31 protein-coding genes are annotated in these 26,101 nt (G+C 64.7%); 16 read left to right on the forward strand and 15 right to left on the reverse strand.

What is annotated here, in order from left to right:
• The 10 genes from B8115_RS22160 to ccmA form a co-directional block, all read right to left on the reverse strand.
• A partial coding sequence (locus B8115_RS22160; protein WP_010630060.1) for a chromosome segregation SMC family protein occupies positions 1-1,486 on the reverse strand: 1,486 nt, incomplete at its 3' end.
• A 4-nt stretch (positions 1,487-1,490) separates the two neighbouring features.
• Complete coding sequence (gene ccmI, locus B8115_RS22165; RefSeq protein ID WP_010630061.1) at positions 1,491-2,717, reverse strand: c-type cytochrome biogenesis protein CcmI; 1,227 nt, start codon at positions 2,715-2,717, stop codon at positions 1,491-1,493.
• Entirely contained in the window at positions 2,714-3,187 is a 474-nt protein-coding gene (locus tag B8115_RS22170) for a cytochrome c-type biogenesis protein (RefSeq protein ID WP_010630062.1), read from the reverse strand. The genes ccmI and B8115_RS22170 overlap by 4 nt, the downstream gene beginning before the upstream one ends.
• Complete coding sequence (locus tag B8115_RS22175; protein WP_010630063.1) at positions 3,178-3,708, reverse strand: DsbE family thiol:disulfide interchange protein; 531 nt, start codon at positions 3,706-3,708, stop codon at positions 3,178-3,180. Before B8115_RS22175 ends, B8115_RS22170 begins: the two co-directional genes overlap by 10 nt.
• A complete protein-coding gene (locus tag B8115_RS22180; RefSeq protein ID WP_010630064.1) occupies positions 3,705-5,729 on the reverse strand; it encodes a heme lyase CcmF/NrfE family subunit in 2,025 nt (674 codons plus the stop codon). Before B8115_RS22180 ends, B8115_RS22175 begins: the two co-directional genes overlap by 4 nt.
• An 11-nt stretch (positions 5,730-5,740) precedes the next feature.
• Positions 5,741-6,253 (reverse strand): cytochrome c maturation protein CcmE, encoded by a 513-nt coding sequence (gene ccmE, locus B8115_RS22185; RefSeq protein ID WP_026038316.1) that lies wholly within the window; start codon positions 6,251-6,253, stop codon positions 5,741-5,743.
• Positions 6,243-6,482, reverse strand: a complete 240-nt coding sequence (gene ccmD, locus B8115_RS22190) for a heme exporter protein CcmD (RefSeq protein ID WP_010630066.1) — start codon at positions 6,480-6,482, stop codon at positions 6,243-6,245. Before ccmD ends, ccmE begins: the two co-directional genes overlap by 11 nt.
• The gene (locus B8115_RS22195) at positions 6,482-7,222 is read right to left on the reverse strand and encodes a heme ABC transporter permease (protein ID WP_010630067.1); all 741 of its coding nucleotides are present in this window, start codon (positions 7,220-7,222) and stop codon (positions 6,482-6,484) included. Before B8115_RS22195 ends, ccmD begins: the two co-directional genes overlap by 1 nt.
• Before the next feature lie 13 nt (positions 7,223-7,235).
• Positions 7,236-7,973, reverse strand: coding sequence for a heme exporter protein CcmB (gene ccmB, locus B8115_RS22200; protein WP_010630068.1), 738 nt, complete (start codon positions 7,971-7,973; stop codon positions 7,236-7,238).
• Positions 7,960-8,604 carry a cytochrome c biogenesis heme-transporting ATPase CcmA gene (gene ccmA, locus B8115_RS22205; protein WP_010630069.1) on the reverse strand — a complete coding sequence of 215 codons (645 nt, stop codon included), beginning with the start codon at positions 8,602-8,604 and terminating at the stop codon, positions 7,960-7,962. Before ccmA ends, ccmB begins: the two co-directional genes overlap by 14 nt.
• A gap of 204 nt (positions 8,605-8,808) precedes the next feature.
• Between ccmA and B8115_RS22210 the strand changes: the two genes are divergently transcribed.
• The 9 genes from B8115_RS22210 (at position 8,809) to B8115_RS22250 (ending at position 15,893) form a co-directional block, all read left to right on the forward strand.
• On the forward strand, positions 8,809-9,288 hold the full coding sequence (locus tag B8115_RS22210) for a phage repressor protein (RefSeq protein ID WP_026038318.1): 480 nt from the start codon (positions 8,809-8,811) through the stop codon (positions 9,286-9,288).
• Entirely contained in the window at positions 9,288-9,908 is a 621-nt protein-coding gene (locus B8115_RS22215; protein WP_010630071.1) for a YigZ family protein, read from the forward strand. Before B8115_RS22210 ends, B8115_RS22215 begins: the two co-directional genes overlap by 1 nt.
• Before the next feature lie 462 nt (positions 9,909-10,370).
• A complete protein-coding gene (locus B8115_RS22220) occupies positions 10,371-11,102 on the forward strand; it encodes a TenA family transcriptional regulator (RefSeq protein WP_010630072.1) in 732 nt (243 codons plus the stop codon).
• A 118-nt stretch (positions 11,103-11,220) separates the two neighbouring features.
• A complete protein-coding gene (locus B8115_RS22225; protein ID WP_010630073.1) occupies positions 11,221-12,675 on the forward strand; it encodes an aldehyde dehydrogenase family protein in 1,455 nt (484 codons plus the stop codon).
• 41 nt (positions 12,676-12,716) lie between these two features.
• Complete coding sequence (locus B8115_RS22230) at positions 12,717-13,196, forward strand: heme-binding protein (protein ID WP_010630074.1); 480 nt, start codon at positions 12,717-12,719, stop codon at positions 13,194-13,196.
• A 123-nt stretch (positions 13,197-13,319) separates the two neighbouring features.
• Positions 13,320-14,372, forward strand: a complete 1,053-nt coding sequence (locus B8115_RS22235) for a 2Fe-2S iron-sulfur cluster-binding protein (protein ID WP_010630075.1) — start codon at positions 13,320-13,322, stop codon at positions 14,370-14,372.
• 30 nt (positions 14,373-14,402) lie between these two features.
• Positions 14,403-14,741: a 2Fe-2S iron-sulfur cluster binding domain-containing protein gene (locus B8115_RS22240; RefSeq protein ID WP_010630076.1), complete on the forward strand. Its 339-nt coding sequence runs from the start codon at positions 14,403-14,405 to the stop codon at positions 14,739-14,741.
• Entirely contained in the window at positions 14,738-15,571 is an 834-nt protein-coding gene (nadX, locus tag B8115_RS22245; RefSeq protein WP_202949121.1) for an aspartate dehydrogenase, read from the forward strand. The genes B8115_RS22240 and nadX overlap by 4 nt, the downstream gene beginning before the upstream one ends.
• 31 nt (positions 15,572-15,602) lie before the next feature.
• Positions 15,603-15,893, forward strand: a complete 291-nt coding sequence (locus tag B8115_RS22250) for a DUF1330 domain-containing protein (RefSeq protein WP_010630078.1) — start codon at positions 15,603-15,605, stop codon at positions 15,891-15,893.
• A gap of 66 nt (positions 15,894-15,959) precedes the next feature.
• Here the strand turns inward: B8115_RS22250 and B8115_RS22255 are convergent, their stop codons facing one another.
• The 4 genes from B8115_RS22255 to B8115_RS22270 form a co-directional block, all read right to left on the reverse strand.
• Positions 15,960-16,619 (reverse strand): GntR family transcriptional regulator, encoded by a 660-nt coding sequence (locus tag B8115_RS22255; protein ID WP_010630079.1) that lies wholly within the window; start codon positions 16,617-16,619, stop codon positions 15,960-15,962.
• A 168-nt stretch (positions 16,620-16,787) separates the two neighbouring features.
• Positions 16,788-17,090 carry a hypothetical protein gene (locus B8115_RS22260; RefSeq protein ID WP_010630080.1) on the reverse strand — a complete coding sequence of 101 codons (303 nt, stop codon included), beginning with the start codon at positions 17,088-17,090 and terminating at the stop codon, positions 16,788-16,790.
• Between the two features lie 67 nt (positions 17,091-17,157).
• A complete protein-coding gene (locus tag B8115_RS22265) occupies positions 17,158-17,991 on the reverse strand; it encodes a creatininase family protein (protein ID WP_010630081.1) in 834 nt (277 codons plus the stop codon).
• Positions 17,992-18,146: 155 nt separating this feature from the next.
• Entirely contained in the window at positions 18,147-18,803 is a 657-nt protein-coding gene (locus B8115_RS22270) for a GntR family transcriptional regulator (RefSeq protein ID WP_010630082.1), read from the reverse strand.
• 175 nt (positions 18,804-18,978) lie between these two features.
• On the opposite strand from B8115_RS22270, the gene B8115_RS22275 reads away from it, so the two are divergent.
• The 4 genes from B8115_RS22275 (at position 18,979) to B8115_RS22290 (ending at position 22,389) form a co-directional block, all read left to right on the forward strand.
• On the forward strand, positions 18,979-19,551 hold the full coding sequence (locus B8115_RS22275; protein WP_010630083.1) for a chromate transporter: 573 nt from the start codon (positions 18,979-18,981) through the stop codon (positions 19,549-19,551).
• Positions 19,548-20,078, forward strand: coding sequence for a chromate transporter (locus B8115_RS22280; protein WP_010630084.1), 531 nt, complete (start codon positions 19,548-19,550; stop codon positions 20,076-20,078). Before B8115_RS22275 ends, B8115_RS22280 begins: the two co-directional genes overlap by 4 nt.
• Positions 20,079-20,312: 234 nt before the next feature.
• Positions 20,313-21,794 (forward strand): hypothetical protein, encoded by a 1,482-nt coding sequence (locus B8115_RS22285; protein WP_010630085.1) that lies wholly within the window; start codon positions 20,313-20,315, stop codon positions 21,792-21,794.
• Positions 21,795-22,047: 253 nt separating this feature from the next.
• Entirely contained in the window at positions 22,048-22,389 is a 342-nt protein-coding gene (locus B8115_RS22290; protein ID WP_010630086.1) for a 2Fe-2S iron-sulfur cluster-binding protein, read from the forward strand.
• 127 nt (positions 22,390-22,516) lie between these two features.
• On the opposite strand, the gene B8115_RS22295 is transcribed toward B8115_RS22290, so the two are convergent.
• Entirely contained in the window at positions 22,517-23,185 is a 669-nt protein-coding gene (locus B8115_RS22295) for a GntR family transcriptional regulator (protein WP_010630087.1), read from the reverse strand.
• Positions 23,186-23,339: 154 nt separating this feature from the next.
• On the opposite strand from B8115_RS22295, the gene B8115_RS22300 reads away from it, so the two are divergent.
• From B8115_RS22300 to B8115_RS22310, 3 genes are read left to right on the forward strand one after another with little or no spacing between them, the layout of a single operon-like run.
• Positions 23,340-23,909, forward strand: coding sequence for a chromate transporter (locus B8115_RS22300; RefSeq protein ID WP_010630088.1), 570 nt, complete (start codon positions 23,340-23,342; stop codon positions 23,907-23,909).
• Positions 23,906-24,436, forward strand: a complete 531-nt coding sequence (locus B8115_RS22305; RefSeq protein ID WP_010630089.1) for a chromate transporter — start codon at positions 23,906-23,908, stop codon at positions 24,434-24,436. The genes B8115_RS22300 and B8115_RS22305 overlap by 4 nt, the downstream gene beginning before the upstream one ends.
• A gap of 43 nt (positions 24,437-24,479) precedes the next feature.
• On the forward strand, positions 24,480-26,087 hold the full coding sequence (locus B8115_RS22310) for a gamma-glutamyltransferase family protein (protein ID WP_010630090.1): 1,608 nt from the start codon (positions 24,480-24,482) through the stop codon (positions 26,085-26,087).
• The last annotated feature ends 14 nt before the right edge of the window (positions 26,088-26,101 follow it).

A 26,101-nucleotide genomic window follows, 5' to 3' on the forward strand; every position in this document is an offset into this window, starting at 1 on the left:
ATATCGCGAGCTGCAGCGCACTGCGCCTGGCGCGTTCGGCCTCGCGCTCGCGCTCGAGGGTCGCCGCCGCTTCGCGGGCGGCGTCACGGCCGGCCTGTAGCTGCTCGCGGCGGGCTTCGACCTCTTCCTGAGCCAGATCGAATTCCGCCAGCCGCTCCTTCAACTCGTCGCGCCGGGCCATCAGCTCGGCCAGGTCGGGCAGCTCCTGCTGCTGCTGACGACGGCGCTGAACGTCGGCTTCGAGCCGCGCCAGACGGCTCTCCAGCTCGCGCAGGCGGTCCTGACTGCGTTCGGCCTCGCGGCTGGCCTCGCGCCAGCTTTCGCTGAAGGTCTCGAAGGCCTGCTCGGCCTCCTCGGCTGCGGGCTCGGCTTCCTCCAGCATCGCCTCCAGCTCGGCGAGCTGCTCGGCCACCTCTTCCTGCTCCGGCACCAGGGTTTCGAGACGCTCGTCGAGACGCATCAGGCGCTCGCGGTCGTGCTCGCCCAGGCGGTCGAGCTCGGTGAGCTCCTGGCGAGCGCTCTCCAGGTCGCGGGCCAGTTGCCCTTCACGGCTGCGGGCATGCTCCAGGTTCTGTTCCAGGCGAGCAATGGCGCCACTGGTCTCGAAGAAGCGCGCCTGGCGCGCCTCGAGGGTCTCGGCGAGGGCGTCGTGGCCGGCCCGCGCCTCCTCCAGGCGGGTCTCGCACTGGCGCAGGCCGAGGACCTCGCGCTCCACGGCGGTTTCCAGCTCGCCTACGCGGCGCTCCTCCTCGACCTGACGGGCACGCAGGGCACGACCGCGCAGCAACGCCAGCTCGCCCTTGAGGCGGAACTCCTCTTCCTTCAGGGATTGATAGCGACGCGCCGCCTCGGCCTGACGCCGGAGACGTTCGAGCTGCTTGTCGAGCTCGTCGCGAATGTCCTCGAGTCGCTCGAGGTTCTCGCGGGTGCGGCGCATGCGATTCTCGGTCTCGCGGCGGCGCTCCTTGTACTTGGAGATGCCGGCGGCCTCTTCGAGAGTGGCGCGCAGCTCCTCGGGGCGCGCCTCGATCAGCCGCGAGATCATGCCCTGGCCGATGATGGCGTAGGAGCGCGGGCCGAGGCCGGTGCCGAGAAACAAATCAGCGATGTCGCGGCGGCGGCACTTCTGGCCGTTGAAGAAGTAGCTGGACTGGCCGTCGCGGGTTACCAGGCGCTTCACCGCGATCTCGGCGTACTGGGCATAGAGGCCGCCCATGGTGCCATCGCTGTTGTCGAAGCGCAGCTCGATGGCGGCCTGCCCCACCGGCTTGCGCGCGGTGGAGCCGTTGAAGATGACGTCGGTCATCGATTCGCCGCGCAGGGTCTTGGCCGAGGATTCGCCCATGACCCAGCGCACGGCGTCGATGATGTTCGACTTGCCGCAGCCGTTGGGGCCGACGATGGCCGTCATGTTGCCATCGAAGGGCACCGTGACTGGATCGACGAAGGATTTGAAACCGCTCAGGCGGATCGAGGTGAGTCGCATCCCGCTATTCTATGACACGGTCGATCACGACCTCCACGGGATCTCCTTCAACGTCACCAACTCTTACCCCTTCCAGGTCGCCGTACATGTCGCCGGTCTCCGGTGTGGCACCGCCGCTCTTGCTGACGCGCACCAGCAGGCGCACTTCGCTGACCTGAGACAGCGAGGCATCGGGCGACATGGCATGGCGATCGTCGATGATCAGCGTGGCCGGCAGATCGCCAAGGGTTACCCGGGCCACGGCCAGCGGCGGTAGCTCGCCCTCCATGTCGCGGGCGATGACGAACACGCGGGTGTCGTCGTCGAGCAGCCCCTGCAGGCGCTCCTCCAGGCTGACGCTGACGTGGATGCCGGGCCCCTGGGCCACGGCTTCCTGCTCATCCGGTGCCACCCCCATGCGCTGCTGGGCGATCTGGATGCCCTCGCGCAGCGCCTGGGCGGAGCTGGAGTCGGACATGCCGGCGATGGCCCGGCGCCAATGGTCCACGGCCTGCTCGTAGTCGCCGCGGTCGAAGGCGTGCACGCCCAGCATGCCGAAGATGGTCGGCTCGCTGGGGTTGAGCTGCTGGGTCTCTTCGATCAGCCCCTGCACCTCGTCGGTGAGAGTGCGATCGGCCATGAAGAACTTGAGCTGTGCCTTCTGCGCCAGCAGCGAGGCGGCACGCCCCTCGATGGCGATCAGGTTGTCCAGCGCGTGCAGTGCCGCCTCGCCCTGCCCCGAATCGCGATAGATCGGGTAGAGCGTGGCCCACACGTTGGGATTGCGCGGCTGGCTCTCGGCCTGCTGCTCGAGCCGCGCCAGCAGCGTGGGCAGCGAGTCGCTCTCCTGGAAGGCGTTGAACAGGGCGAGATCGCCCTCGGCGCCGTGCTGCTGATACCACAGCACACTGCCCACCACCACGGCCACCGCCACCAGCGGCACCACGAGACGACCGGCGGCCGGCGCATGCAGCGGCCGGCGCACCAACCCTTCGGTATCCTCGAGCAGGCTGCGGTCGAGGTCGAGACGGTCCTCTTCGAAACGCGCCTGGTCGATGTCGCCGCGCTCGAGCGCAGCTTCGAGCGACGCCAGGCGACGATGATAGATCGCCACATTCTGCTCGGTGGACTTGTCGTTGGCTTCGAAGTCGCGCTGGGCGTCATGCACCAGACGCGCCCGACGCAGCGGCGCCACCAGCAGCCACAGCGCGGGCAGCAGCAGGAGGGCAAAGGCTAGCCATAGCTGGATCATTCGGACCTCCCGCGGTTGATCAGGACCTCGAGGCGGGCGCGCTCTTCGGCGCTCAGCTCACGGGCAGAGGCGTTGCGCCGTGCGCGCACCACCAGCCCCACCAGTACGCCACCGGCCAGCACCAACCCGGCCGGCAGGCCCCAGAGCAGGAAGGTGCGCCCTTCCAAACGGGGGTTGTAGAGCACGTAGTTGCCGAAGCGCTCGACCATGTGGTCGCGGATCTCCATGTCGGCGCGGCCATCCATGAGCATCATGTAGACGCGGTCGCGCATGTCGCGGGAGACCGGCGCATCGGAGTCGTTGATGGCCTGGTTCTCGCAGGTGGGACAGCGCAGCGAGGCGGTCAGGCTGCGGTAGCGCTGCTCCATTACCGGGTCGTCGAATTCACGAACCTCGATGCCGCCAGCCTGAAGGGTGCCCGCCATCAGCAGCGTCAGGATGCCGATGAGAGCCAATCGAATCACTGCCATTTCTGCACCTCCGGCAGGATGTGTTCACGAACGTCACGGGCCGAGATGTAGCCGGTGTGGTGATAGCGGATGATGCCGTCACGGTCGACCAGGAAGGTCTCGGGGGCGCCATAGACGCCCAGCTCGAAGCCCAACTCGCCGTCCGGATCGAAGATGTTGACCTCGAAGGGGTTGCCGAAGTCCTGCAGGAAGCCGAGCCCCTTCTCGCGAGTATCCTTGTAGCTGATGCCCACCATGCGGATACCGCGGTCGGCCAGGTCGAGCAGCTGCGGCATCTCGCGTTTGCACTCCGGGCACCACTCGCCCCACACGTTGACCAGGGTGACTTCGCCATTGGCCAGCAGCGAGCGGTCCACGCGGCGCTCCGGGTCTTCCAGAGTGACCATGTCGAACACTGGGAAATCCCGCGCCATCAGTGCCGAATCGCGCTGGAAGGGGTTGAGCGACAGGCCCTGATAGAGGAACACCGACAGCCCCAGGAAGCCGAGTAGCGGCAGCAGCAGGATCAGACGACGGGTCATGCGGTCGCCTCCTGTCGGTCGCCTTCCGGCTTGGCGCCTGAGCTGGCGGCGACATCTTCCGGGTCCGGCGCGGTGGCCAGGCGCCGGTAGCGCTTGTCGGCCACGGCCAGCACACCGCCAGCGGCCATCAGCAGACCACCCAGCCACAGCCAACGCACGAAGGGCTTGTACTGCACGCGCATGGCCCAGCTGTTGTCGCCGAGGTCCTCGCCCATGGCCACGTAGAGGTCACGGAAGAAGCCCGGACGCAGGGCCACCTGGGTCATGGGCATGCCGCGGGCGATGTAGAGGCGCTTCTCCGGGTTCATGGTGAAGCTGCGCCGGCTACCGTCGCGCTGCACCTCGATCACTGCCCGGTCGGCCAGGAAGTTGGGCCCGCGGCGGCTGGCGAGTTCGGTCATGGTGAAGGTGTAGCCGGCCACGCTGACACTGTCGCCCACGCTCATGCGCACGTTGCGTTCGATGTTGTAGTTCGACACCACGGCCACGCCGACGATGGTCACCGCCACGCCCAGATGGCCGAGCTGCATGCCCCAGTAGGCCAGCGACAGCTTCTTGAGCCCCGTGCCCACCGAGCTTGCGTGGCGGGTCTTGTCGTAGAGGTCGCGCAGCATCGGCAACACGATCCACAGCGCGGCGATGATACCGATCGCCACCGGGGCACTCCAGCGCTCGGCGAAGATCAACGGCAGCGCCATACCGAGCACTACCGCCACCGCGGCAGCGAGCCACAGGCGCTGAATCAGCAGCTTGCTGCTGGTGTCCTTCCAGCGCGAGATCGGCCCCATGCCCATGAACACGCACATGAGTAGCGTCAGCGGCACGAACAGGGCGTTGAAATAGGGCGGGCCCACGCTGATCTTGCCCAGATTGAGGGCGTCGAGCAGCAGCGGATAGACGGTGCCCAGCAGCACGGTGACGGTCAGGATCACCAGCATGATGTTGTTGATCAACAGCATGGCGTCGCGGGACAGCCAGCCGAAGCCCACCTTGTGGCTCACGCGCGGCGCGCGCAGCGCGAAGATCAGCAGCGACAGGCCCACGGTGATGCCCAGCAGCATCAGGATGAAGAAGCCGCGGGAAGGATCGTTGGCGAAGGCGTGCACCGAGGTCAGTACGCCGGAACGTACCAGGAAGGTACCCAGCAGCGACAGCGAGAAGGTGGTGATCGCCAGCAGCAGGGTCCAGCTCTTGAACGAGCCGCGCTTCTCGGTCACCGCCAGCGAGTGCATCAGCGCGGTGCCGGTCAACCAGGGCAGCAGTGAGGCGTTCTCGACCGGATCCCAGAACCACCAGCCGCCCCAGCCCAGCTCGTAGTAGGCCCACCAGCTGCCCAGCGCGATGCCAACGGTGAGGAAGGCCCAGGCCAGGTTGGTCCAGGGCCGTGCCCAGCGCGCCCAGGCGGCATCCAGGCGACCGCCGATCAACGCGGCGATGGCAAAGGCGAAGACCACCGAGAAGCCGACGTAGCCCATGTAGAGCATGGGCGGATGCAGGATCAAGCCGATGTCCTGCAACAGCGGGTTGAGGTCGGCGCCGTCCTGAGGCATCTGGGGCAGCAGGCGCTCGAAGGGGTTGGAGGTGACCAGGATGAACAGCAGGAAGCCGACGCAGACCATGCCCAGCACGCTGATGACCCGTGCCACCATGTCCCGCGGCAGTTCGCGGGAGTAGCGCACGGCGAAGTAGCCCCAGCCGGCCAGCATCAGGCTCCACAGCAGCACCGAGCCTTCATGGTTGCCCCATACGGCGCTGAACTTGTAGTACCAGGGCAGCATGGAGTTGGAGTTGTTGGCCACGTTGAGCACGCTGAAGTCGTCCAGCATGTAGCTGGCGGTCAGCGCGGCATAGGCGATGGCAACGAACAGGAACTGCCCGGCCGCCATGGGCCGGGCATAGGCCATCCACAGCGGCCGGCGCAGGGCGGCACCGGCCAGCGGCACCACCGATTGCACGATGGCGAACAGCAGTGCAATCACCAGGGCGAAGTGGCCGATTTCGGGAATCATCTGAATCTGCATGGAAACTCCGCTCAGTACTGGCTTGCGCCTTCTTGCGCCTCGCTCTCTTCGATGCGCTTGGCCACCTTGGCGGCCTTCTGCTGGAAGTCGGCGGGGGAATAGCCGGCGGCTTCGAGCGCCTCGGCGACCTCGGGGGGCATGTAGTTCTCGTCGTGACGCGCCAGCACCTGATCGGCCTTGATATAGCCGTCGCGCTGCAGTTGTCCGACCACTACCACGCCCTGCCCTTCACGGAACAGGTCGGGCAGGATGCCGCTGTAGTGAACGCGCACGTCCTCGACATAGTCGGTGACGGTGAACTCCACGTCCAGGCTATCCGGATTACGCGACACGCTGCCTTCCCTCACCATGCCACCGGCGCGAATCTGGCGTTCGTAGGGAGCGTCGCCGGCGGCGATCTGGATCGGACTGAAGAACAGGTTGATATTGGCCCGCAGGGCATAGAGCGTCAGCCCCACGGCGATGGCCGCAAGCGACACCAGGCCGAGGAACATGAACAGCTTCTGTTTGCGTTTAGGCGTCATTGGTGCATCCACCCTTGCTAGTTTGAATCGGTTGCGCCGCAGCGGCGGGTGCGCTCTGGCGCGCTTCGCGGCGAGCGCGACGCTGCAGCTGCCTCAGCAGTTGGCGGCGCTCGGCGCGAGCATGAAAGACGATGCCCAGCATCAGGGCGGCGGTCACGCCCCAGGCGGACCAGACGTAGGGTGCGTGCCCGCCCATGGCGAGCAGCTCCTGGAAGGTGTCGAATGCCATCAGTTCGCCTCCTCGGCCAGCTCACGCACCCAGCGCTTGTTGGCTTCGCGGCGCAGGATCTCGCTGCGCGTACGCGTCAGCACCAGCGCGATGAAGAAGCTGTAGAAGCCCAGCACCATGATCAGCAGCGGCAGCCACATTTCCATCGGCATGCCGACACGCCCGGTGACGGTGAAGGTGGCCGGCTGGTGCAGGGTATACCACCACTCCACCGAGTACTTGATGATCGGAATGTTGATGACGCCGACCATGGCCAGCACCGAGGCGGCGCGGGAGGCGCTGTCGCGGCTGGCGAAGGCGCCACGCAGGGCGATCACGCCGAGGTAGAGGAACAGCAGGATCAGCATCGAGGTGAGGCGCGCGTCCCACATCCACCAAGTGCCCCAGGTCGGTACGCCCCACACCGCGCCGGAGAACAGCGCGATGAAGGTCATGGCGGCGCCCAGCGGCGCCATCACGGTGGCGGCCATGTCGGCGATCTTGATCTTCCAGACCATGAACACCAGCCCCGTGATCGCCATGGAAACGAAGATCGACTGGGCGAGGAAGGCCGCCGGCACGTGCACGTAGATGATGCGGAAGCTGTTGCCCTGCTGATAGTCGGCCGGGGCGAAGGCCAGCCCCCAGATGGTACCGGTGACGATGAGGATCAGCGCTGCCGCCCAGAACCAGGGCTGCAGTCGGGCACTGATGGCATAGAACCACTTGGGGGAACGCAGCTTGTTAATGAAGGCCCACATGCCTCTCAACCTCTCAACCGTTGATACTGATGCGCAGCGACGCCGCGATTGCCAGCGGCGCAAGACTCAGGGCCAGCGCCAGAAGCGCGCCGAGAATCGCCAGATGCGCCAGTACGCCATCGCCGAGGATGGCCGCCTGGACGGCTCCGGCACCGAAGATCAGCACCGGGATGTAAAGGGGCAGCACCAGCAGCGACAGCAATACGCCACCGCGGGAAAGCCCCACCGTCAGCGCCGCTCCGATGGCACCGATCAGGCTGAGACTGGCGCTTCCCAGCGCCAGGGAAATGGCTAACACCGCATAGCTGCCAGCCGGCAGCGACAGCATGATACCGAGCACCGGCGCCATCAGCGCCAGGGGCAGACCGGTCAGCAGCCAGTGCACGGCGACCTTGGCCAGCGCCAGCAGCGCCAGCGGTTGGGGCGTCAGCAGCAGTTGTTCCAGCGAGCCGTCGTCGTAATCGGCCCGGAACAGACTGTCCAGCGACAGCAGGGCCGCCAGCAGCGCCGCCACCCACAGCAGGCCGGGCGCAATGGCCGCCAGCAGTGCCGGATCGGGGGAGATGCCGATCGGGAACAGGGTGATGACGAGGGCGAAGAACACCAGCGGGTTGAGCACTTCGCTGCGCCGACGCAGCATCAACAGCAGGTCCCGCTTGAGCGTTGCCCATACTGCGACAGCGAGGCCGTCGCCAGGTTCCTCGCGCAGCGCAGCGGCTGCCCTGTTCAACGAGTTTTCAGATGCCGTCATCGGCCCCTCCCCCGCCGAGGCGGATACGGCGCAGCTCGGCGCACGGCGTGAGCTCGTGGTGCGTGGTGACCAGCACGCAGCCACCGCTGCGGGCGTGCTCCACCAGGCGCCGCTCCAGCGCCGCCACGCCATCGCGGTCGATGGCGGTAAAAGGTTCGTCGAGCACCCATAGCGCACGCGGTGTCAGAATCAGCCTGGCAAGTGCCACGCGTCGCTGCTGCCCGGCGGAGAGCTGTCCGGCCGGCACGTCCTCGAAGCCGACCAGGCCGACCTCTTCCAGTGCCCTGAAGCGTGCCGCCTCGCTCGGCTTCTCGCCGCTGAGCGCCTGATACCAGGCCAGATTCTCCAGCGGCGTCAGCGCTGCCTTTACCCCCGGGGCATGGCCCAGATAGAGCAGGTTGGCGAGAAAGGACTCGCGGGCCTCGCGCATCGGCCGCTCGCTCCAGAACAGTTCGCCTTCGTAGTCGGCCAGCTGACCCGAGAGAATCTTGAGCAAGGTGGTCTTGCCGCTGCCGTTCGGCCCCTCTACCCGTACGATCTCGCCCGCACGGATATCCAGGTCCAGATCCCGGAACAGCCAACGGTCGTCACGTTCGCAGGCCAGGCTTTGCGCTTGTAGACGCAGGCTCAACAGCACTCTCCAGGAATGGGTGATTACGCCGGAAATGCTACACGGAAAGGCCTTTTGCCGCTACCGAGCGGGGTGCGTCATGGCGCCACCCTTGCCCCAGGTCAAGGCAGCTGCATGACAGAGAAACTTGCCAGGAACGTAACGCCTGATATGATTCGAAGCACCTGTACATTTCAACAGGGTCGCACAGAGGGGGAAACGCCAATGCCAACGCCTTCCATGCACTACCTGTACCGACGTCCCAACCTGCCCATCGCCACCTCCTGGGCCAGCGTCGACGCCACCGACCTCGTCGAGGTGCCCCTGCTGGGCGACGTCTCCGCGGGGCTGCCCATCGAGGCCTGCCCCAGCGGCGGTGCCATTCGCGCCCCTGCCTGCATGGTGCGACGCAACACCTACGCCCTGCGCGTACGTGGCGACTCGATGATCGACTGCAACATCTTCGATGGCGACGTGATCATCATCGAGCGTCAGGAGAGCGCCGAGAACGGCGAGACCGCCGTGGTCCTGATCAACCAGCAGGAGGTCACGCTGAAGAAGCTGTATATCGAGAAGAACGGCGTGCGCCTGCAGCCGGCCAACGAGAACATGGCGCCGATCTATCTCAAGAACAGCGACATCCAGGTACTGGGCATGGTCATGGGCGTGGTGCGCCGGCAGGACGGCCCCGAGCTGACCCACTGATGCGCTACCCGGTACCCGACCTCGCTCCCGGTGCCTGGCGGGAGAGCGTCATCGAAGTCGAACGCAGCCGCTTCATCGCCTGGCTCTGCCATGCGCCCGACGTGGCGGCCTTCGATGCTTTACTGGCGGCAGCGAGACGCACCCACCCCAACGCCAGCCACCACTGCAGTGCCTATATCGCCGGGCCGCCCGGTGAGCAGCAGGCCATCGGTTTCTCCGACGACGGCGAACCCGGCGGCACCGCGGGGCGCCCCATATTTCAGGTGCTGGAAGGCGCCGGGCTGGGACAGGTAGGTTGCGTGGTAACCCGCTATTTCGGTGGCACCAAGCTCGGCACCGGCGGCCTGGCCCGCGCCTATTCCCAGGCCGTGGTTCGGGGGCTCGAGGCGCTGCCGCAGCGGCAAGCGGTGGAACGCACCACGCTGAAACTTGGCGTCGACTTCGCCGGCGAAGCGGAGGCCCGTGCCTGGCTGGAGAGCCATGACGCACCGGTGGAGCACGCCGACTACGTCAGCGACGGTGTGCGTCTCACCGCAGCCTGGCCCAGCGACGTAGAAGTGGACCTGTCACCGCTGGAAGCCCGGCTGCGCGGTCGCCTGACCCGTCTCGACACCCTCTGACTCCTGCCAGCTGCTATTCTTCTTATCTCTGCCAACCCGATTACCCTGCCGACCTGATTCCCCCTGGCTGAAGCCGGGCGAGGTCGGTCCAGCGGCGACTATCCCCTTGCGACCTTGGTATACCAAGCTTTATGGTATACCGTAAGCAAATCAAGACCAGCCTGCCTTGCCAGCTCGAACCAGCCGCTCCACACCCCCACACGATCTTTTTTATTTTCAGTAAGATACGTTAGCCTCATTGCTCTTGTCACAGCGTAAAACCTGGCTGAAAGAGAAAAATTGATCCAGGTCAGAAAAAGCCTTGACAGAGATATCGGCGGCAATCTAGGCTGCATTCATGGCTTTTGGTATACCAAGAGCCATCCAAGAGAACCGGTCACTGCCGGAACCATGACGCCAAACAACAAGAGCGCGGCCTGTCGCAACAGGCGGCGCACGGGTAACCCATCAGGAGTCCTCCCCATGGCACAGTTGATGAATCGCGACGAATTCCGCACCGCTCTGGAAGAAGCCATCAAGGGCAAGAGCGCCAACAAGGCACCGTTCAGCGTGGCCTGGGCCAGCGGCAAGCTGTCCCGCGAGCACCTGGCCAAGTGGGCAGAGAACCACTATCACTACGTGGGTCCGTTCGCTGATTACCTGGCCTACATCTATGCAAACACCCCGGAAAACTTCAAAGAGGCCAAGGACTTCCTGCTGCAGAACATGTACGAGGAAGAGCTCGGCGGCGATCGTCATACCGATCTGCTGATTCGCTTCGCCGAGGCCTGCGGCACCACTCGCGAGCGCGTCGAAGATCCAGACAACATGTCGCCCACCACCCGCGGCCTGCAGAGCTGGTGCTATGCCGTGGCCATGCGCGAGCACCCGGTGGTCGCCGTGGCAGCATTGGTGGTCGGCCTGGAATCCCAGGTGCCCTCGATCTACCGCCGCCAAACGCCGACCCTGCGCGATAAGTACGGCTTTACCGACGAAGAGGTCGAGTTCTTCGATCTGCATATCGTCTCCGACGAGATCCACGGCGAGCGCGGCTACCAGATCGTGCTGGAGCACGCCGATACCGTCGAGCTGCAGCAGCGCTGCCTGAAAATCTGCGAGATCGGCGCCCAGATGCGTCTGCTTTATACCACCGCGCTGTACTACGACTACGTCGCCGACGAGCTGCCCCTCTCCGAGCTCGACATGGCGGCCTGACAGCCTCGGCCCCGCCAGGGTATGCAGCCAAAGCCATCTGTCGGCATCGGACCGGCAGATGGCCGCCAATCGCGAAGATGACAGCGACGACAGCCAGTGACGACAAGAGGTAAGCGTCTTGGATAACGCAACCCAGTTTCTCAACTATATCGACGGCCAGTGGGTCGCCAGCGCCTCGGGGGAGACCTTCGAGAACCGCAATCCTGCCAACCAGGACGACCTGCTAGGGCAGTTCCAGGCTTCCAGCGTCGACGATGCGCGCCGCGCCATCGATGCCGCCGACCGTGCATTCGCCGCCTGGCGTGAGACGCCCATCTCGCAGCGCGCCAAGATTCTCAACCGCGCCGCCGACTACCTGATGGAGAACGTCGAGCAGTTCGCCGAGGAGCTGACCCGCGAAGAGGGCAAGCTGCTGGCCAACAGCCGCGACGAGGTGACTCGCTCGGCCCAAACCCTGCGCTTCTACGCCGTGGAAGGTCAGACCATCACCGGCGAGACCTTCCCCCAGGACGACGCCAAGATGACGGTCTACACCCAGCGCGAGCCGCTCGGAGTGGCCACCATCATCACGCCGTGGAACTTCCCGATCTCGATTCCGGCGCGCAAGATCGCCCCGGCCCTGATCACCGGCAACACCGTGGTGTTCAAGCCCTCTTCCGATGCTCCGCTGATCGGCTATCGACTGGCCGAAGCGCTGCATCACGCCGGCGTGCCGGCAGGCGTGTTCAACTTCATCACCGGCGCCGCTTCGGCCATCGGCGAGGAGATCACCGCCAACCCCATCGTCAAGGCAATCTCCTTCACCGGCTCCACCGCCGCCGGCGAGCGCATTCACCGCGCCGCGGCCATGGCTACCCGCACCCAGATGGAACTCGGCGGCAAGAACCCGCTGATCGTGCTGGAAGACGCCGACATCGACACCGCCGTGGACCTGACTGTTAAGGGCGGCTTCTCGCTCACCGGCCAGGCCTGCACCGGCACCAGCCGCGTGCTGATCGCTCGCAGCCGCAAGCAGGAGTACCTGACGCAACTGGTGGAGAAGGTCAAGACGCTGAAGATCGGCAACGGCATGACCGAGGGCACCCAGATCGGCCCGCTGGCAACCCGTCAGCAGCTCGACACCGTGCTCGGCTATGTCGAGGCGGGCAAGAAGGAAGCCACTCACGTGCATGGCGGCGAGCACCTCACCGAGGGTGACTACGCCAAGGGCTTCTACGTGGCGCCGGCGATCTTCAGCGACGTGACCCAGGAGATGCGCATCGCCCGTGAGGAAATCTTCGGCCCGGTGGTCGCGGTGATCGAGATCGACGGCTACGAGGATGCCATCGCCAAGGCCAACGACACGCCCTACGGCCTCGCCGCCGCCCTGGTGACGAAGAACTTCGAGTACATCCAGCGCTTCCCGCTCGATATCCAGGCCGGCACGGTGAAGATCAACCGCACCACCACCGGCAACCTGGTCAACGCCCCCTTCGGCGGGCTGAAGCAATCGAGCACCTCGACTTTCCGCGAGTCGGGACGCGCCGGGCTGGATTTCTTCACTCAGACCAAGACCGTCTATCTCGGCCGCTGAGCGCGCCACACACAACGACAACCTGACGATATAGGTGACTCATGAAACAGGTATTCCGACTGGAACTGGAAGAAGCCAAGCTGATGGTGGAAGCCGCCAAGAAGCGCTCCGAGGAGATCGGCGTGCTGGAAACCATCTGCGTGGTAGATGACGGCGGCTATCCGCTGGCCCTGGAGCGCATGAACGGCGCCCGCGTCACCGGCCCGCAGATCGCCTGGAACAAGGCCTTCACCGCCGCCGGCCACAAGCGTTCCACCCACCTTTTCAATACCGCCCCCAACGGCCCCGCCCTGCCCGGCAACGAGGCCTTCGGCATCCAGTGGAGCTTCGAGGGCAAGTTTGCCGTGTTCGTCGGCGGCTTTCCCATCGTGGTCGACGGCGAGGTGATCGGCGGGGTCGGTCTGAGCGGCGGCAACGGCGAGCAGGACACCCAGGCCGGCCTGGCCGCGCTGCAGGCCCTGCAGGACCATCTGCGCGAATCCGGCCACGAGGTCGTGGTCGAGGCCGATATCAAGAAATAAGCGAGCGACTTCGGCAGGCGGCTTGCGCGCCTGCCGACGCCCCAGACGACCGGCCGAGCACCGACACCCGCTGAGAACGACAAGCCCCCCGGGCCTGAAGCGGGTGCGCTCGAGGAGGCTGCCATGAGCTACCGTATTACCCTCTCCAGAACTTCAGCCAACACTTCTGCCGACACTTCAGCCGACACGCCAGAAAGCTTCGAGGCCCAGCCGGGAGAGCCGCTGCTCGAGGCCGCTGAGCGAGCCGGTTTCCCTCTGGCTCATGATTGCCGCTTCGGTGGCTGCGGCGCCTGCCGCGTCAAGCTGATCGAGGGCACCGTCGAGTATGACGAGTTCCCCTTCGGCCTGACCGAGGAGGAAGCCGAGGCGGGCTACGCCCTGGCCTGTCAGGCCTGCGCCCAGAGCGACCTGACCATCAGCGCCAAGCTGCTGCCGGCGGGCCACATTCCGGCCGATTTCCACGTCGCTACCATCGAGCGGCTGGAAAAGTTGAGCCATGACGTGACTCACCTGGTGCTGCGTATTCCCAGCGCCAGCGAGGTGGTCTTCCATCCCGGCCAGTATCTCAACGTGATGCTGGACGACGGCAGCCCGCGCAGCTTCTCGATGGCCTCGCCCCACCGCGGCGAACTGTTCGACTTTCACATCCGTCGCGTGCCAGGCGGCCATTTTACCGGCCGCCTGGAAACGCACTACCAGGCCGGCGACACCCTCGACGTGGAGCTGCCGCTGGGCAACTTCCGTCACGACGCCGAGAGCCCCCGCGACCTGCTGATGGTGGGCGGCGGCACCGGCCTGGCGCCGCTCAAGAGCATCATCGAATCGCTGCTGGACGAGCCGAACCGGCCGAGTATCACGCTCTACTGGGGCGTGCGTCGCGCCGAGGATCTCTATCTCGACGAGCAGCTCAACGACTGGGCCAGAACGCTGCCCGACTTCCGCTACGTGCCGGTGCTCTCGGACCCCGATCCCGAGTGGGGCGGCCGCCGCGGCTTCGTGCACGAGGCCGTGTGCCAAGACTTCGACGACCTGAGCTCCTTCGATGCCTACCTGTGCGGCCCGCCGCCGATGATCGCCGCCGCCAAGACGAGCTTTGCCCAGCGCGGCCTCGACGTCGAGCGGATCTACGCCGACAGCTTCAACTTCACCCATGAGCTCGAAGGCAGCGTCGCCTGACGCTTCACCGGATCTAGCGAGGTAATCGACATGCCGGATATCACTTTCATCACCAACGGCGGCAAGGTCATCAGCGCTCCTGAGGACTCCAACCTGCTGCGCATCTCGCTGCGCGAGAAGGGCGGCATTCCGTTCAAGTGTGGCGGCGGCCTGTGCGGCACCTGCAAGTGCCTGGTCGAGGAGGGCCGCGAGAACACCGACGCGGTGAAGAAGAAGGAAGAGAAGCTGCTCTCGGCCGAGGAGCTCGAGCAGGGCTATCGTCTGGCCTGCCAGACCTTCCTCAAGGGCGACGTCAAGGTCTCCTGGGAGGAGACCCCCAAGGGCGGCACCGCCGGCGCACGGCAGGTTCAGCCCAAGGCGGAGGCATGAGTAGCGCCATGACCAGCAGCGAGAAGACGACACGGGTCGGCCTCATCGGTTATGGCACCGCCGGCAAGGACGTCGCCGAGGCCATCCTCGGCGGCCAGGCGGGCAGCAGCCGCTTGGTCGCCGTGCTGGTACGCGACATGGCCAAGTATGCCGACGTTGCCCCGGAAGGCTGTCACTTCACCGACAGCGAGGAGGCCTTCTTCGCCTGCACTCCCGATGTGGTGGTGGAAACGGCGGGCCACGCGGCTGTGGCGCGCTATGCCGAGACCTCGCTCGCCCACGGCTGCGATTTCATGGTGGTCTCGGTGGGTGCCTTCTGCGACCAGGCGCTGTTCGACCGCGTGATGTCCAGCGCCGAGCGGAATGGCCAGCGGGTGCTGGTGCCTTCAGCGGCCATTGCCGGCCTCGACCGCATCGCCGCCGCCGCCCAGGGGCCGCTGGAGCGTGTCACGCTGACTACCCGCAAGCCGGTCAAGGCGTGGCGCGGTACCTTTGCCGAGGAAGTGGTGAGTCTCGATGCGATCACGCAGCCGACGGTGATCTTCGAGGGCAACGCCCGCGAATCGTCCCGGGTGTTTCCGGAGAGCGTCAACGTCTCGGCGGCGCTGAGCCTGGCGGGGGTGGGCTTCGAGGCGACGCAGGTTCGCGTGCTGGTCGACCCCACCATCGACAAGAACGTGCACGAGGTGTCGGCCAAGGGACTTTTCGGCGAAGTGCGCATCGAGGTGCGCAACACCCCTTCCCCCAGCAACCCCAAGACCGGCTATATCGTCGCCATGAGCGTTGCCCGGGCGCTGAAGAATCTCTCCTCGCCGCTGGTCATCGGCTAGTGGCTGCGAAGCATGGGCAAGGAGTTTAAAGGTGAGCAAAGCATATTGGGTCTCCTGCTACCGTGAGATAACGGATTCGACGAAGTACGCCAACTACATAAAGCTTGCTGTCCCAGCTATCGCCGCGGGCGGCGGCATCTTCCTGGCTAGAGATGTGGCAGCCTTCGCCTATGAGGATGGTCAGCAAGACCGCACCATCATCATCGAGTTTCCCGATTTGGAAAGTGCCCGAGCAACCCACGATGGAGAAGCTTATGGTGCTGCGCTTGATGCACTCGGCGATGGCGCCATCAGAGACATTCGGCTTGTCGAAGGTGTGTGATGAGGAAAACGCAAACCGGGCGCTCGAGGGCGCCCGGTTTGCGTTGTCATACTGTTGCCCAACCGCTCAGACCTGGGAGTGGCTCATGTAGGCCTTGCGCGACTTCTCGAGGTGGATGCGGGTGAAGCTCTCGGCCAGATCCTCTTCGCCGCTGCGAATCGCGCTCAGCACGTCCTGGTGCTCGCGCAGCGCCTCCTTGGTACGCCCCGGCAGGGCGCTGCTCAGATTGGAGAAGGCACGCACGTAATCCTTGAGGTCGACCAGCATCTCATGAAGCTTGGGATTGCCGGAGGCACGCCCGATCAGCTCGTTGTACTTGACGTTGAGTTCGACCTCGTCGCCGCCGCCGTTGTTCAAGGCCTCCTCGATCTCGGCCATGAGCTGGTCGATCTCGGCCACGATCTCGTCGTTGACCTTCTGGGCAGCCAGGCGTGCCGCCAGCGACTCCAGCGATGCCAGGATCATGAAGACTTCGAGGATCTCGGACTGGGTGATCTCGTTGACCACCACCCCCTTGCGCGGCACCGTGCGCACGAAGCGCTGGGTCTCGAGGCGAAACAGCGCCTCACGAATGGGAGTGCGGCTGATGTTGAGCTTTTCCGCCAGCACCCTTTCGACCAGCCGATCCCCCGCCTTGTACTCACCGCGCAGAATGGCGTCCTTGAGGTGGGCGTACACCTTGTCGCGGATCGGTGAAAGGTCTTCCTGGGTCCAGGTCTCGGCCATCATTGGCTACCTTCGGCTGTCTTGGAACGGGGGTGGCGAATGGCGCATTTTACCATATCTGGACAATGCAACGGTATCTGGTGCACGAGGGGCCAGGGAGCCGAGGCAAACATCAACGCCCGCACCGAACGGTACGGGCGTCATGGCTGGCCTGATGTCACGTTCGAGCTAGGGCGTCACCCTTTCCAGCCGCGTATCGATATTGCCGAAGGTCACCAGTTGCTTGAGCTCGTCGCGGGCCGCCTCGACCGTATCGAAGCGCTCGAAGAATTTCAGCGGCACGCTGTTGGTCGTGCCGCCTTCGCCGGTTTCGACGATGCTGACACGACCCTGATCGCCGTCGACCTCGGCGATGGTGAAGTCGGCCTTCTTCTTGCCGTAGAAGAAGTACTCGTAGGCTTCGACCGGGGAGATGCCCTGCCCCGGCCTGGCATCGTATTCGCCCAGCTTGCTCGTCAGGATGATGTACATGTCGGTGCCCTCTCTAATCGGATCTTGTGCTTGTGATGCTCTTGCGTTTGGTCTGGCCCAGCGGACTTCAGGTGGCGAGCTCCCTCTCCACTCCTGCCGCCTGCTTGCCGACAGGCTCCTCCAGCAGAGGCCGCAGCGCTGCCGACAGCTCTGCCAGGGCCTCCTCGACGATGGCCTTGCCGATCTCGAGGCTGGCCTGGGTGGCATCGCCGATGCAGCCGTTGCGGGTCATCTCCTCGTAGCGGTAGAAACCCTGGATGGGGTTGCCCGGACGCATCCGCTCCCAGCGCCCACCATGCACGATGTCGCCCTTCTCCAGGCGCTCGGGACGCACCAGGTGCGGGGCGAGGTAGTACGCCTCTGAAACCTCGCGCTCGCAGCTGTGGCCGAACAGCGTCGAGCCGATGTGCTCCTTCATGGCCTGCTTGGCGGAAGCCGTGGTCTTGGCGTAATAGCAGTCGACCTCCAGCTCCTGGGCGAAGCTGGCGCAGGCCAGGCCCAGGGTGCCCTGGTTGCCGCCGTGGCTGTTGAGAAACAGCACCTTGTCGATGCCGTGGCGCTTGAGCGAGACGACCATGTCGCGCAGTACGGCCAGCAGGGTTTCCGGGCGCAGACTAATGGTGCCGGGGAAGTTCAGGTGGTGCGGGGAAACGCCCATGTTCACGGTGGGCGTGACGAGAACCTGCGGATACAGCACTGCGGCGAGCCGCTTGGCCATCTCGGTGGCTAGTACCGCATCGCAGCTCTCGTTCATGTGCGGCCCGTGCTGCTCGTGCGCCCCGACCGGCACGATGGCCATCTTGGCGCTCTTGAGCGCCTCCTCGACCTCGGGCCAGGTCATTTCCGTCAGTACGTAGCTTTTCATCTGATCTGCCGTCTGACCTGCCAACTGACTTTCCATCCCGCTCTCCTTCGGTGCCTGCGCGCTGGAGCCTCGACGGCAGGCAGCCTGTTGTCATGAGGGTAAGAGTGTCACACAGACACTTGGTATACCATATGCCAACACTAGCCGAATCCGGCGATTCATGCAAAGCCTTTGAGCGACCGCCCGCGGCGCTAGCGACAGCTGCGCTTGGCCACCTCGCTGGAAAGCGTGATGTGCTCCTCGATCAGTGCCCTGGCTCGGCGGGCATCCCGCGTCAGCGCCAGATCGACCAGCTCCTGGTGCTGGGAGTCGAGCTGATGGCGCAGCTCCTGGGCGCGCGGCGCCACCCGCCGATAGCGGTCGAACTGGTCGTGCAGCTGCGAAATGAAGCGCAGTAGCCAGGCCGAACCGCACGGCGCCACCAGGGCACTGTGGAAACGCGAATGCAGGCTCTCCCACTCCACCACCGGGGTGTGCTCGCCAGCCCGGGCCAGGCGGTGATTGGCCGCCAGCAGTTGGGACTCCCACTCCTCGTCGCCATGGCGTATGGCAAGTTCGAGCGCCATGCCCTCCAGTTGGCGACGCATTTCGGTGATGTCGGCCAGCTCCTCCCGGGTCAGCTCCAGTACCCGAAAGCCACGCTGGTTCTCCTGGCGTAGCAGACCGTAGGCAGCCAGACGGTTCAGCGCCTCGCGCAGTGGGCTAAGGCCCACGTCGTAGGTCTCCCGCAGTAGCGTGATCGACAGCCGCTCGCCTGCACGGTAGCGACCGTTGAGCAGATCCTGACGCAGCGTCTCGTAGATCCTGCTGGCGGCGGTGGCACTGCCTTGCTTGAGGGTTTCGGTCATGGCGTGGCTCCATTCTTTTTTGGAATTTGGTATACCTGACTTGACGAATCGCCAGGCTTCAATCTAATCTGAGTCAAATAATCGATTATTTCCAGAAAAAATACAACGGATATAGCCACAACAAGTTGTTTTTCAATGGAAATATGACCGATCCCTTTTGAGGAAATCCGCTAACATGACGGCATCGCAACAGGGAAAGCTGTTCTTCTCCTTCCTTCGCATCGGCCTGCTGGGCTTCGGTGGCGGCCCTTCGATGATACCTTTGGTACACCAAGAGGTAGTCAAGCGGCACGCCTGGATGAAGGACGAGGAGTTCGCTGACGTACTGGCCATCGCCAATACGCTGCCGGGGCCGATCGCCACCAAGATGCCGGGCTATATCGGCTTCCGGGTCGGCGGAACGCTCGGCTGCATCAATGCCGTGGTTGCGGTGATTCTGCCGATGATCGTGGCCATGATCCTGCTGCTAGGTCTGTTCAGCCGCCATCGTGACGTGGCTTGGATCCACGGCATGAGCCAAGGAATGGTACCGGTGGTGATGGTGATGATGGGCCAGCTTGCCTGGGACTTTCTTAACAAGTCGCGCCTGGCGCTGGGCTGGGCCGTCAGCCTGGCCATGGCCGCCGTGGCCGGCGCATTGATCTACTGGCTGGGCGTCCATCCCGGCCTGGTGATCGGCGCCCTGCTGGTCGCCGCCATGTTGCCTCCCCTCACGAAACGCAAGTCGGTCGAGGAGGCGGCGCAATGATCTACGTACAACTCTTTTTGGCCTTCTTCATTCCCAACATCGTCGGCTATGGCGGCGGCCCCGCCATCATCCCGCTGATCGAAGCGGAAGTGGTGGGCCGCTACGGCTGGATGAACGCCCAGGAGTTCGCCGAGGTGCTGGGTTTGGGCAACGCCCTGCCGAGCCCGATCGCCACCAAGATGGCGGGCTACGTGGGTTATGAAGTGGCCGGTGCCGGCGGTGCCGTGGTCGCCGTGCTGGCGACGGTGGTACCTACTCTGCTGCTGATGCTGGGCGCTCTGGGCCTGCTCTATCGCTACCGCGACTCACCGCGGGTCAAGCGCATGAGCCAGTGGGTGCGCCCCGTCATCGCCATCATGATGGCCGGCATGGTACTGAGTTTCTTCAGTGAAGGCATCGCCGGCGCCGGGCTCGTGCATACCGCGATCATTGCAGCGCTAGCGGCCATCGCGCTGTTCCGTTTCAAGGCGCATCCCGCCCTGGTGGTGGTGGGAGCATTGGCCTACGGAGGCTTGCTGCTGGGCTAGAGCACCCGGCCACCGAATCTTCATGGATAGCCATACTCGAAGACAGGAGAAAACGATGCGACGACCCCTGAGCTGAGCAGCCCCCATGTGCGAAAGACGTCAGCACCGCTTTCGTGACATGCAAGGCAACACGCAACCGTGACTGTGCAAGAACCGACAAATACAAGTAGACGATGGCTCTCTCGACACTACCGGAGCCGCCATCGCCAAGTCTGACGACACGACAGGTGCAAAATGGAACAACTCGAGCAAATACAACTCACCGCCTCGCACTGGGTCTTCCTGCTGGTGATCCTGGCGATCTTCGTTTCCATCGGTTTTCGCAAGGGGGTCATCGTACCCTCCATCGCCGGTATCTTCATGCTCGGCCTGCTGGCCGACGCCCCCCATGAGGGCGGGTTGAATCAATTGCTCTTCGCCGTACAGGTGGTCTTCCGTGCCCTGCTTAATGCCGGCACCGAGCTCTTCGACATCATGCTGGTCATCGCGCTGATGGTTGCCATGCTCAAGTCGCTACAGAGCCAGGGCGCCGACAGGATGATGGTGGCGCCGATGAAGAAGCTGATGATCGGCCCCTGGACCGCCTTCTTCGTGGTCGGCATCACCATGTACGTTGCCGCCGCCTTCTTCTGGCCGACCCCGGCCGTGGCACTCGTCGGCACGGTGCTGATTCCGGTGGCCATGCAGGTCGGCCTGCCGGCCATCGGTGCCGCCATGGCGGTCAACCTGTTCGGCCACGGCATGGCGCTTTCCGCCGATCCGGTCATCCAGGGGGCTAGCCGCCTGACCGCCGGCGCCGCCGGCATCGATACCACCGTCCTGGTGCCCTATACCCTGCTGTTCTCCCTGGTCGTGGGCGGTGTTGCCATCACCATGGCCTGCCTTGCCCTGCGTCGCGACATGCGCTCGGGCGTTCTGGAAGCCCCCCAGTCCGACGAGGTATTCACTCCGCGCTCGGCAGGTGCCGCCGCGGTGCAGACCGATACCGTCAAGGAAGAGGATGAGCCCGAGGCCGGCCCCTACGCGCGCATCTTCGCCATCGCCGTTCCCGTCATCCTGCTCGGCATCGCGGGGCTGATGATCTATCGCGCCGTGTTCATGCCCGACCAGGCGATTCGCGGCGGCGGTGCCACGGCGCTGCTGGGCGGCACGGCAACGATCCTGCTGGTGCTTTCATCGTTCGCCTCCCACGGACACCATGCCCTGGATGGCATCAGCACCTATACCCGCGAAGGCTTCTTCTTCGCCATCAAGATCTTCGCCCCCATCATCCCCATCGCCGGCTTCTTCTTCCTCGGCCACCCCGGGCACTCCGCCGAGGTAATCGGCGCCGGCGCGTCAGGCTTCCTGTTCGATATCGGCCACAACATCGGCCACTACATCGATGGCAACGTCTTCCTGCTGACCTTCGGCATGGCCTTCATCGGCCTGCTCTCCGGCATGGACGGCTCGGGTTTCTCCGGCCTGCCGCTGGTGGGTTCGCTGTCCGGCGCGCTGGGTACCGCGGCTAATGTCGACATTCACGTCCTGGCGGCCCTCGGCCAGGTGGCGGCGATCTTCGCCGGTGGTGGCACGCTGGCAGCCTGGGCCTTCGGCGTGGCCGCCGATGCCGGCATCGCTGGCGTCAGCCCTGCCGCCTTGGTGCGACGCAACTTCATCCCGGTGATCTCGGGTGTCGTCGTGGCCTCGCTGCTTGCCGTGTTCCTGCTGATATAGCGCCCAAGGAGCCTGTCCAGGCAGTAGCCATCTCAATAGCCATCTCACCCGGCGTCCACGACACCGGGTGAGTTTTTTTGGGCCACAAAAAATAGCGCAATGTAGGGTTGACGAAACCTCACAACTGGCACATGGTATACCATATGCCAAAAGGCAATGCAGACGACAGGCATCGCGCGTTACGCCCGAGAGACATGGAAGAGCGACATGGAAGCGCGATGCGCAATCTGACGATAACGACTAGGTGACCCTCATGCCCCTGATCACGATCCACAAGAACGGCGAGGTCTTCGAAGGCGAAGTCCAGCCCAACACCAACCTGGTGGTGCGCGCCGGCATCCGCCAGTTTCCCTACCCCCACCTGAGCTACGGCTGCGGTATGGGCAAGTGCGCCAAGTGCATGTGCAAGGTGCTCAAGGGAGGTGAAGCATTGCCCGAGCCCAACTGGAAGGAGAAGAAGATGCTGGGAGAGCGCCTGGAACAGGGCTACCGGCTCGCCTGCCAGCTGTGGGTGGAAGAGGATCTCGAGCTGGCTCAGGACAGTGCGGCCGGCAGCAGCCAGCCGAGCCGAGCCGGTGGCGTTACGGCCTCATGAGCGGCGACAGGCGGCCAGGCGAGCCAATACCGATTCGTTGGCAACCTGTGCCGCCATCGGTTTCTCGCTGACCGCGGAAGAGACTGCAAGCATGGCTGCACGGCACGCGAGACCTGCTTGCTACGAATCAGGCCGGTGACAACACACCTTGCAGAGCCACCTGATACGAACGCTGAATGTGGTCGTCCATCAGCGCTCGAGCCGATTTGATATCACGCTCCAACGCCAGCTCCACCAACTCGCCATGCTGAGCGTCCAGCACACAACGCACCTCGGGTGCCTCCGGTGCCATGCGCCGATAGCGGTCGAACTGATCATGCAGCTGCGCAATGAAGCGCAATAACCAAGCCGAGCCGCAGGGTGCCACCAGGGTGCGGTGGAAACAGGCATGGAAATGCTCCCACTCCTCGACCTTGTCCGGCGCCATGTCGGCCCGCTTCAAGCGGTGCGCAGCGGCCAGCAACTCGGACTCCCATTCGGCATCACCCAAGCGTATGGCACGCTCCAGTGCCATGCCTTCGAGTTCGCGACGCATCTCGGCGATATCGTCGAGCTCGCTGCGCTCCATGCTGGGCACGCGGAAACCGCGCTGGTTCTCCTGGATCAGCAAACCGTGAGCCGCCAGGCGATTCAGCGCCTCACGTAGCGGACTCAGCCCGATCTCATAGCGCTCCTTGAGCGCGCTGATAGCGACCTTTTCGCCGGCAGTAAAACGACCGTTGATCAGGTCTTGTCGCAGGGTGTCGTAGATGCGGCTGGACGCCGTCGACGACACCTGGCGTTTGGGTATCCCCATGCTCCCTCCTCAGCTCGTTTTGGCAACGAAGGTTGACGCGGCTTTCGGGCTCAACCTATATTCTAGCCCAAACAATCGATTTTTTATCATTAAGAAGACAGATGAACACTAAATCAATCATCGCTCCCATTACCGATGTACATGAGGTAGCCGCATGAAGGCGCCCGGCAAAGCGCCCCTCGGCGCCTTGTTCTGGGCCTTCACTCGCATCGGCCTACTTGGCTTCGGCGGCGGCCCCGCCATGATACCCCTGGTACGGCAAGAGGTAGTCAAACGCCATGCCTGGCTCAGCGACGAGGAGTTCGCTGACATCCTGGCCATCGGCAATACCCTACCCGGCCCCATCGCCACCAAGATGCCCGGTTATATCGGCTACCGGGTCGCCGGCACGCTCGGCTGCATCGTTGCCGTGGGTGCCGTCATCATACCCATGATCGTGGCCATGATTGCGCTGCTCACGGCGTTCAGCCGATACCGCGACGTCGCCTGGATCCGCGGTATGGGCCAAGCGGTGGTACCGGTGGTGATGGTGATGATGGGTCAATTGGCCTGGGACTTCCTCGACAAGTCGCAGTTGGTGCTCGGCTGGCTGGTCAGTCTCGCGATGGCGGCGGCGGCCGGCGTGCTGATCTACCTGCTAGGCGTGCATCCCGGCCTGGTGATCGGCGGCATCCTGGCGGCGGCGCTACTGCGGCCCATGCCGCGGAAGGCGGGTGCATCATGATCTATGGGGAGCTGTTCCTCGCCTTCTTCATTCCCAACATCATCGGCTATGGCGGCGGGCCGGCCATCATCCCGCTGATCGAAGCCGAAGTGGTGGGTCGCTACGGCTGGATGAACGCACAACAATTTGCCGAGACCCTGGCGCTGGGCAACGCCTTGCCCAGCCCCATCGCCACCAAGATGGCCGGCTACGTGGGCTATGACGTTGCTGGTATCAGCGGCGCCATGGTGGCGGTGCTGGCGACAGTGGCCCCCTCGCTTTTGCTGATGCTCTGTGCGCTGGGGTTGCTTCATCGCCACCGCAACTCGCCGCGGGTTCAGTGCATGAGCCAGTGGGTACGCCCCGTCATTGCCATGATGATGGCCTGGTTGACCTGGAGCTTCTTCAGTGAGGGCATCAACAACGCCGGTCTGCTCCACACGCTGCTGATCGGTGCGGTGGCCGCGGTCGCCTTGCTCCGCTTTCGTACCCACCCGGCCTTCGTGGTACTCGGCGCTCTGGTTTATGGAGGAATATTCCTGGGCTGAGACGCCCGCCGCCTGCCATCAACAAGCCCCTCAAGGATCCCTTATGCAACACGATGCGCTTTACTACCCCAGCCCTTCACGACGCATGGCCGCCTTCGGCACCCGCGGCATGGTCGCCACCTCCCAGCCGGTGGCCGCCCAGGTGGGCATGCAGATCCTTCAGCAGGGGGGCAATGCCGTGGATGCCGCCATCGCCAGCGCCGCAGCGCTGAGCGTGGTCGAGCCAACCTCCAACGGCATCGGCAGCGACGCCTTCGCCATCGTCTGGATCGACGGCAAGCTGCACGGCTTGAATGCCAGCGGGCCGGCCCCCCAGGCCGCCACCATCGAGACCATGAAGGCACTGGGTCATGCCAACATGCCTCTTCACGGCCTGCTGCCGGTCACCGTGCCCGGCGCGCCGGCGGCATGGGCGGCCCTCTCCGAGCGCTTCGGCAAGCTGCCCTTCGCCGACCTGCTCGCCCCCGCAGTGGCACTGGCCGAGCAGGGCTATGCGGTCACCCCGGTGGCCCACCAGATGTGGGACGAGTCCTTCCACACCTACTCGGCCTATGACGATGCGGCCTTCAAGCCGTGGTTCGATACCTTTGCAATCGAGGGTCGCGCGCCCAGGCCCGGCGAGCGCTGGTCGTCGACAGGCCACGCCAGCTCGCTGCGCGCCATCGCCGAGACCAAGGGCCGCGCCTTCTACGAGGGCGAGCTGGCCGACAAGATCGATGCCTTCTTCCGCGAGCACGGCGGTCTGCTGCGCAAGGCGGACCTGGCCGCCTTCCAGCCGGAATGGGTCGAACCCATTTCCACGCGCTACCGCGGCCACGACATCTGGGAAATTCCCCCCAACGGCTCCGGCATGATCGCGCTGCAAGCCCTCGGCATGCTCGAGCAGATGGGGGCGGAGGGGCGCGACCCGGTAGAGACGCTGCATCGGCGTATCGAGGCCACCAAGCTGGCCTATGTGGATGGACTGAACTACATCACCGAGCGCGACGCCATGAAGCCGAGCGTCGAGCAGATGCTCGCCGGCGATTACCTGGCACAGCGCGCCGGACTGATCGGAGAGAGAGCCGTCGACCCGGTTCACGGCAATCCGGTCATGGGCGGCACCGTCTATCTGGCCACCGCCGATGGCGAGGGCAACATGGTGTCGTTCATCCAGAGCAACTTCCACGGCTTCGGCTCGGGCATCGTGATCCCGGGTACCGGCATCAGCCTGCAGAATCGCGGCGCCTCCTTCTCTCTCAATGCCGACCACGCCAACGCCCTGGCACCGGGCAAGCGTACCTATCACACCATCATCCCCGGCTTCATCACCCGGGATGGTCAGGCAGTGGGGCCGTTCGGGGTGATGGGCGGCTACATGCAGCCCCAGGGCCACGTGCAGGTGATCACCGCAATGCTCGAGGACCGGCTCAATCCTCAGGCGGCCCTGGATATGCCGCGCTGGAAGTGGACCAAGGGCAAGACCGTCGAGGTGGAACCGCATTTCCCCGACCACCTGGCACAAGCCCTGGCGCGGCGCGGCCACCACATCGTCAAGCTTGCCGACACGATCAGCTTCGGTCGTGGCCAGATCATCCTGCGCGACCCGACATCCGGCGTGCTGTGCGGCGGCACCGAGCCGCGTACCGACGGTGCCGTGCTGCCCTGGTAGCGTGACCTGCATGA

Source organism: Halomonas sp. KM-1 (assembly GCF_000246875.1).
GTDB lineage: Bacteria > Pseudomonadota > Gammaproteobacteria > Pseudomonadales > Halomonadaceae > Halomonas > Halomonas aerodenitrificans.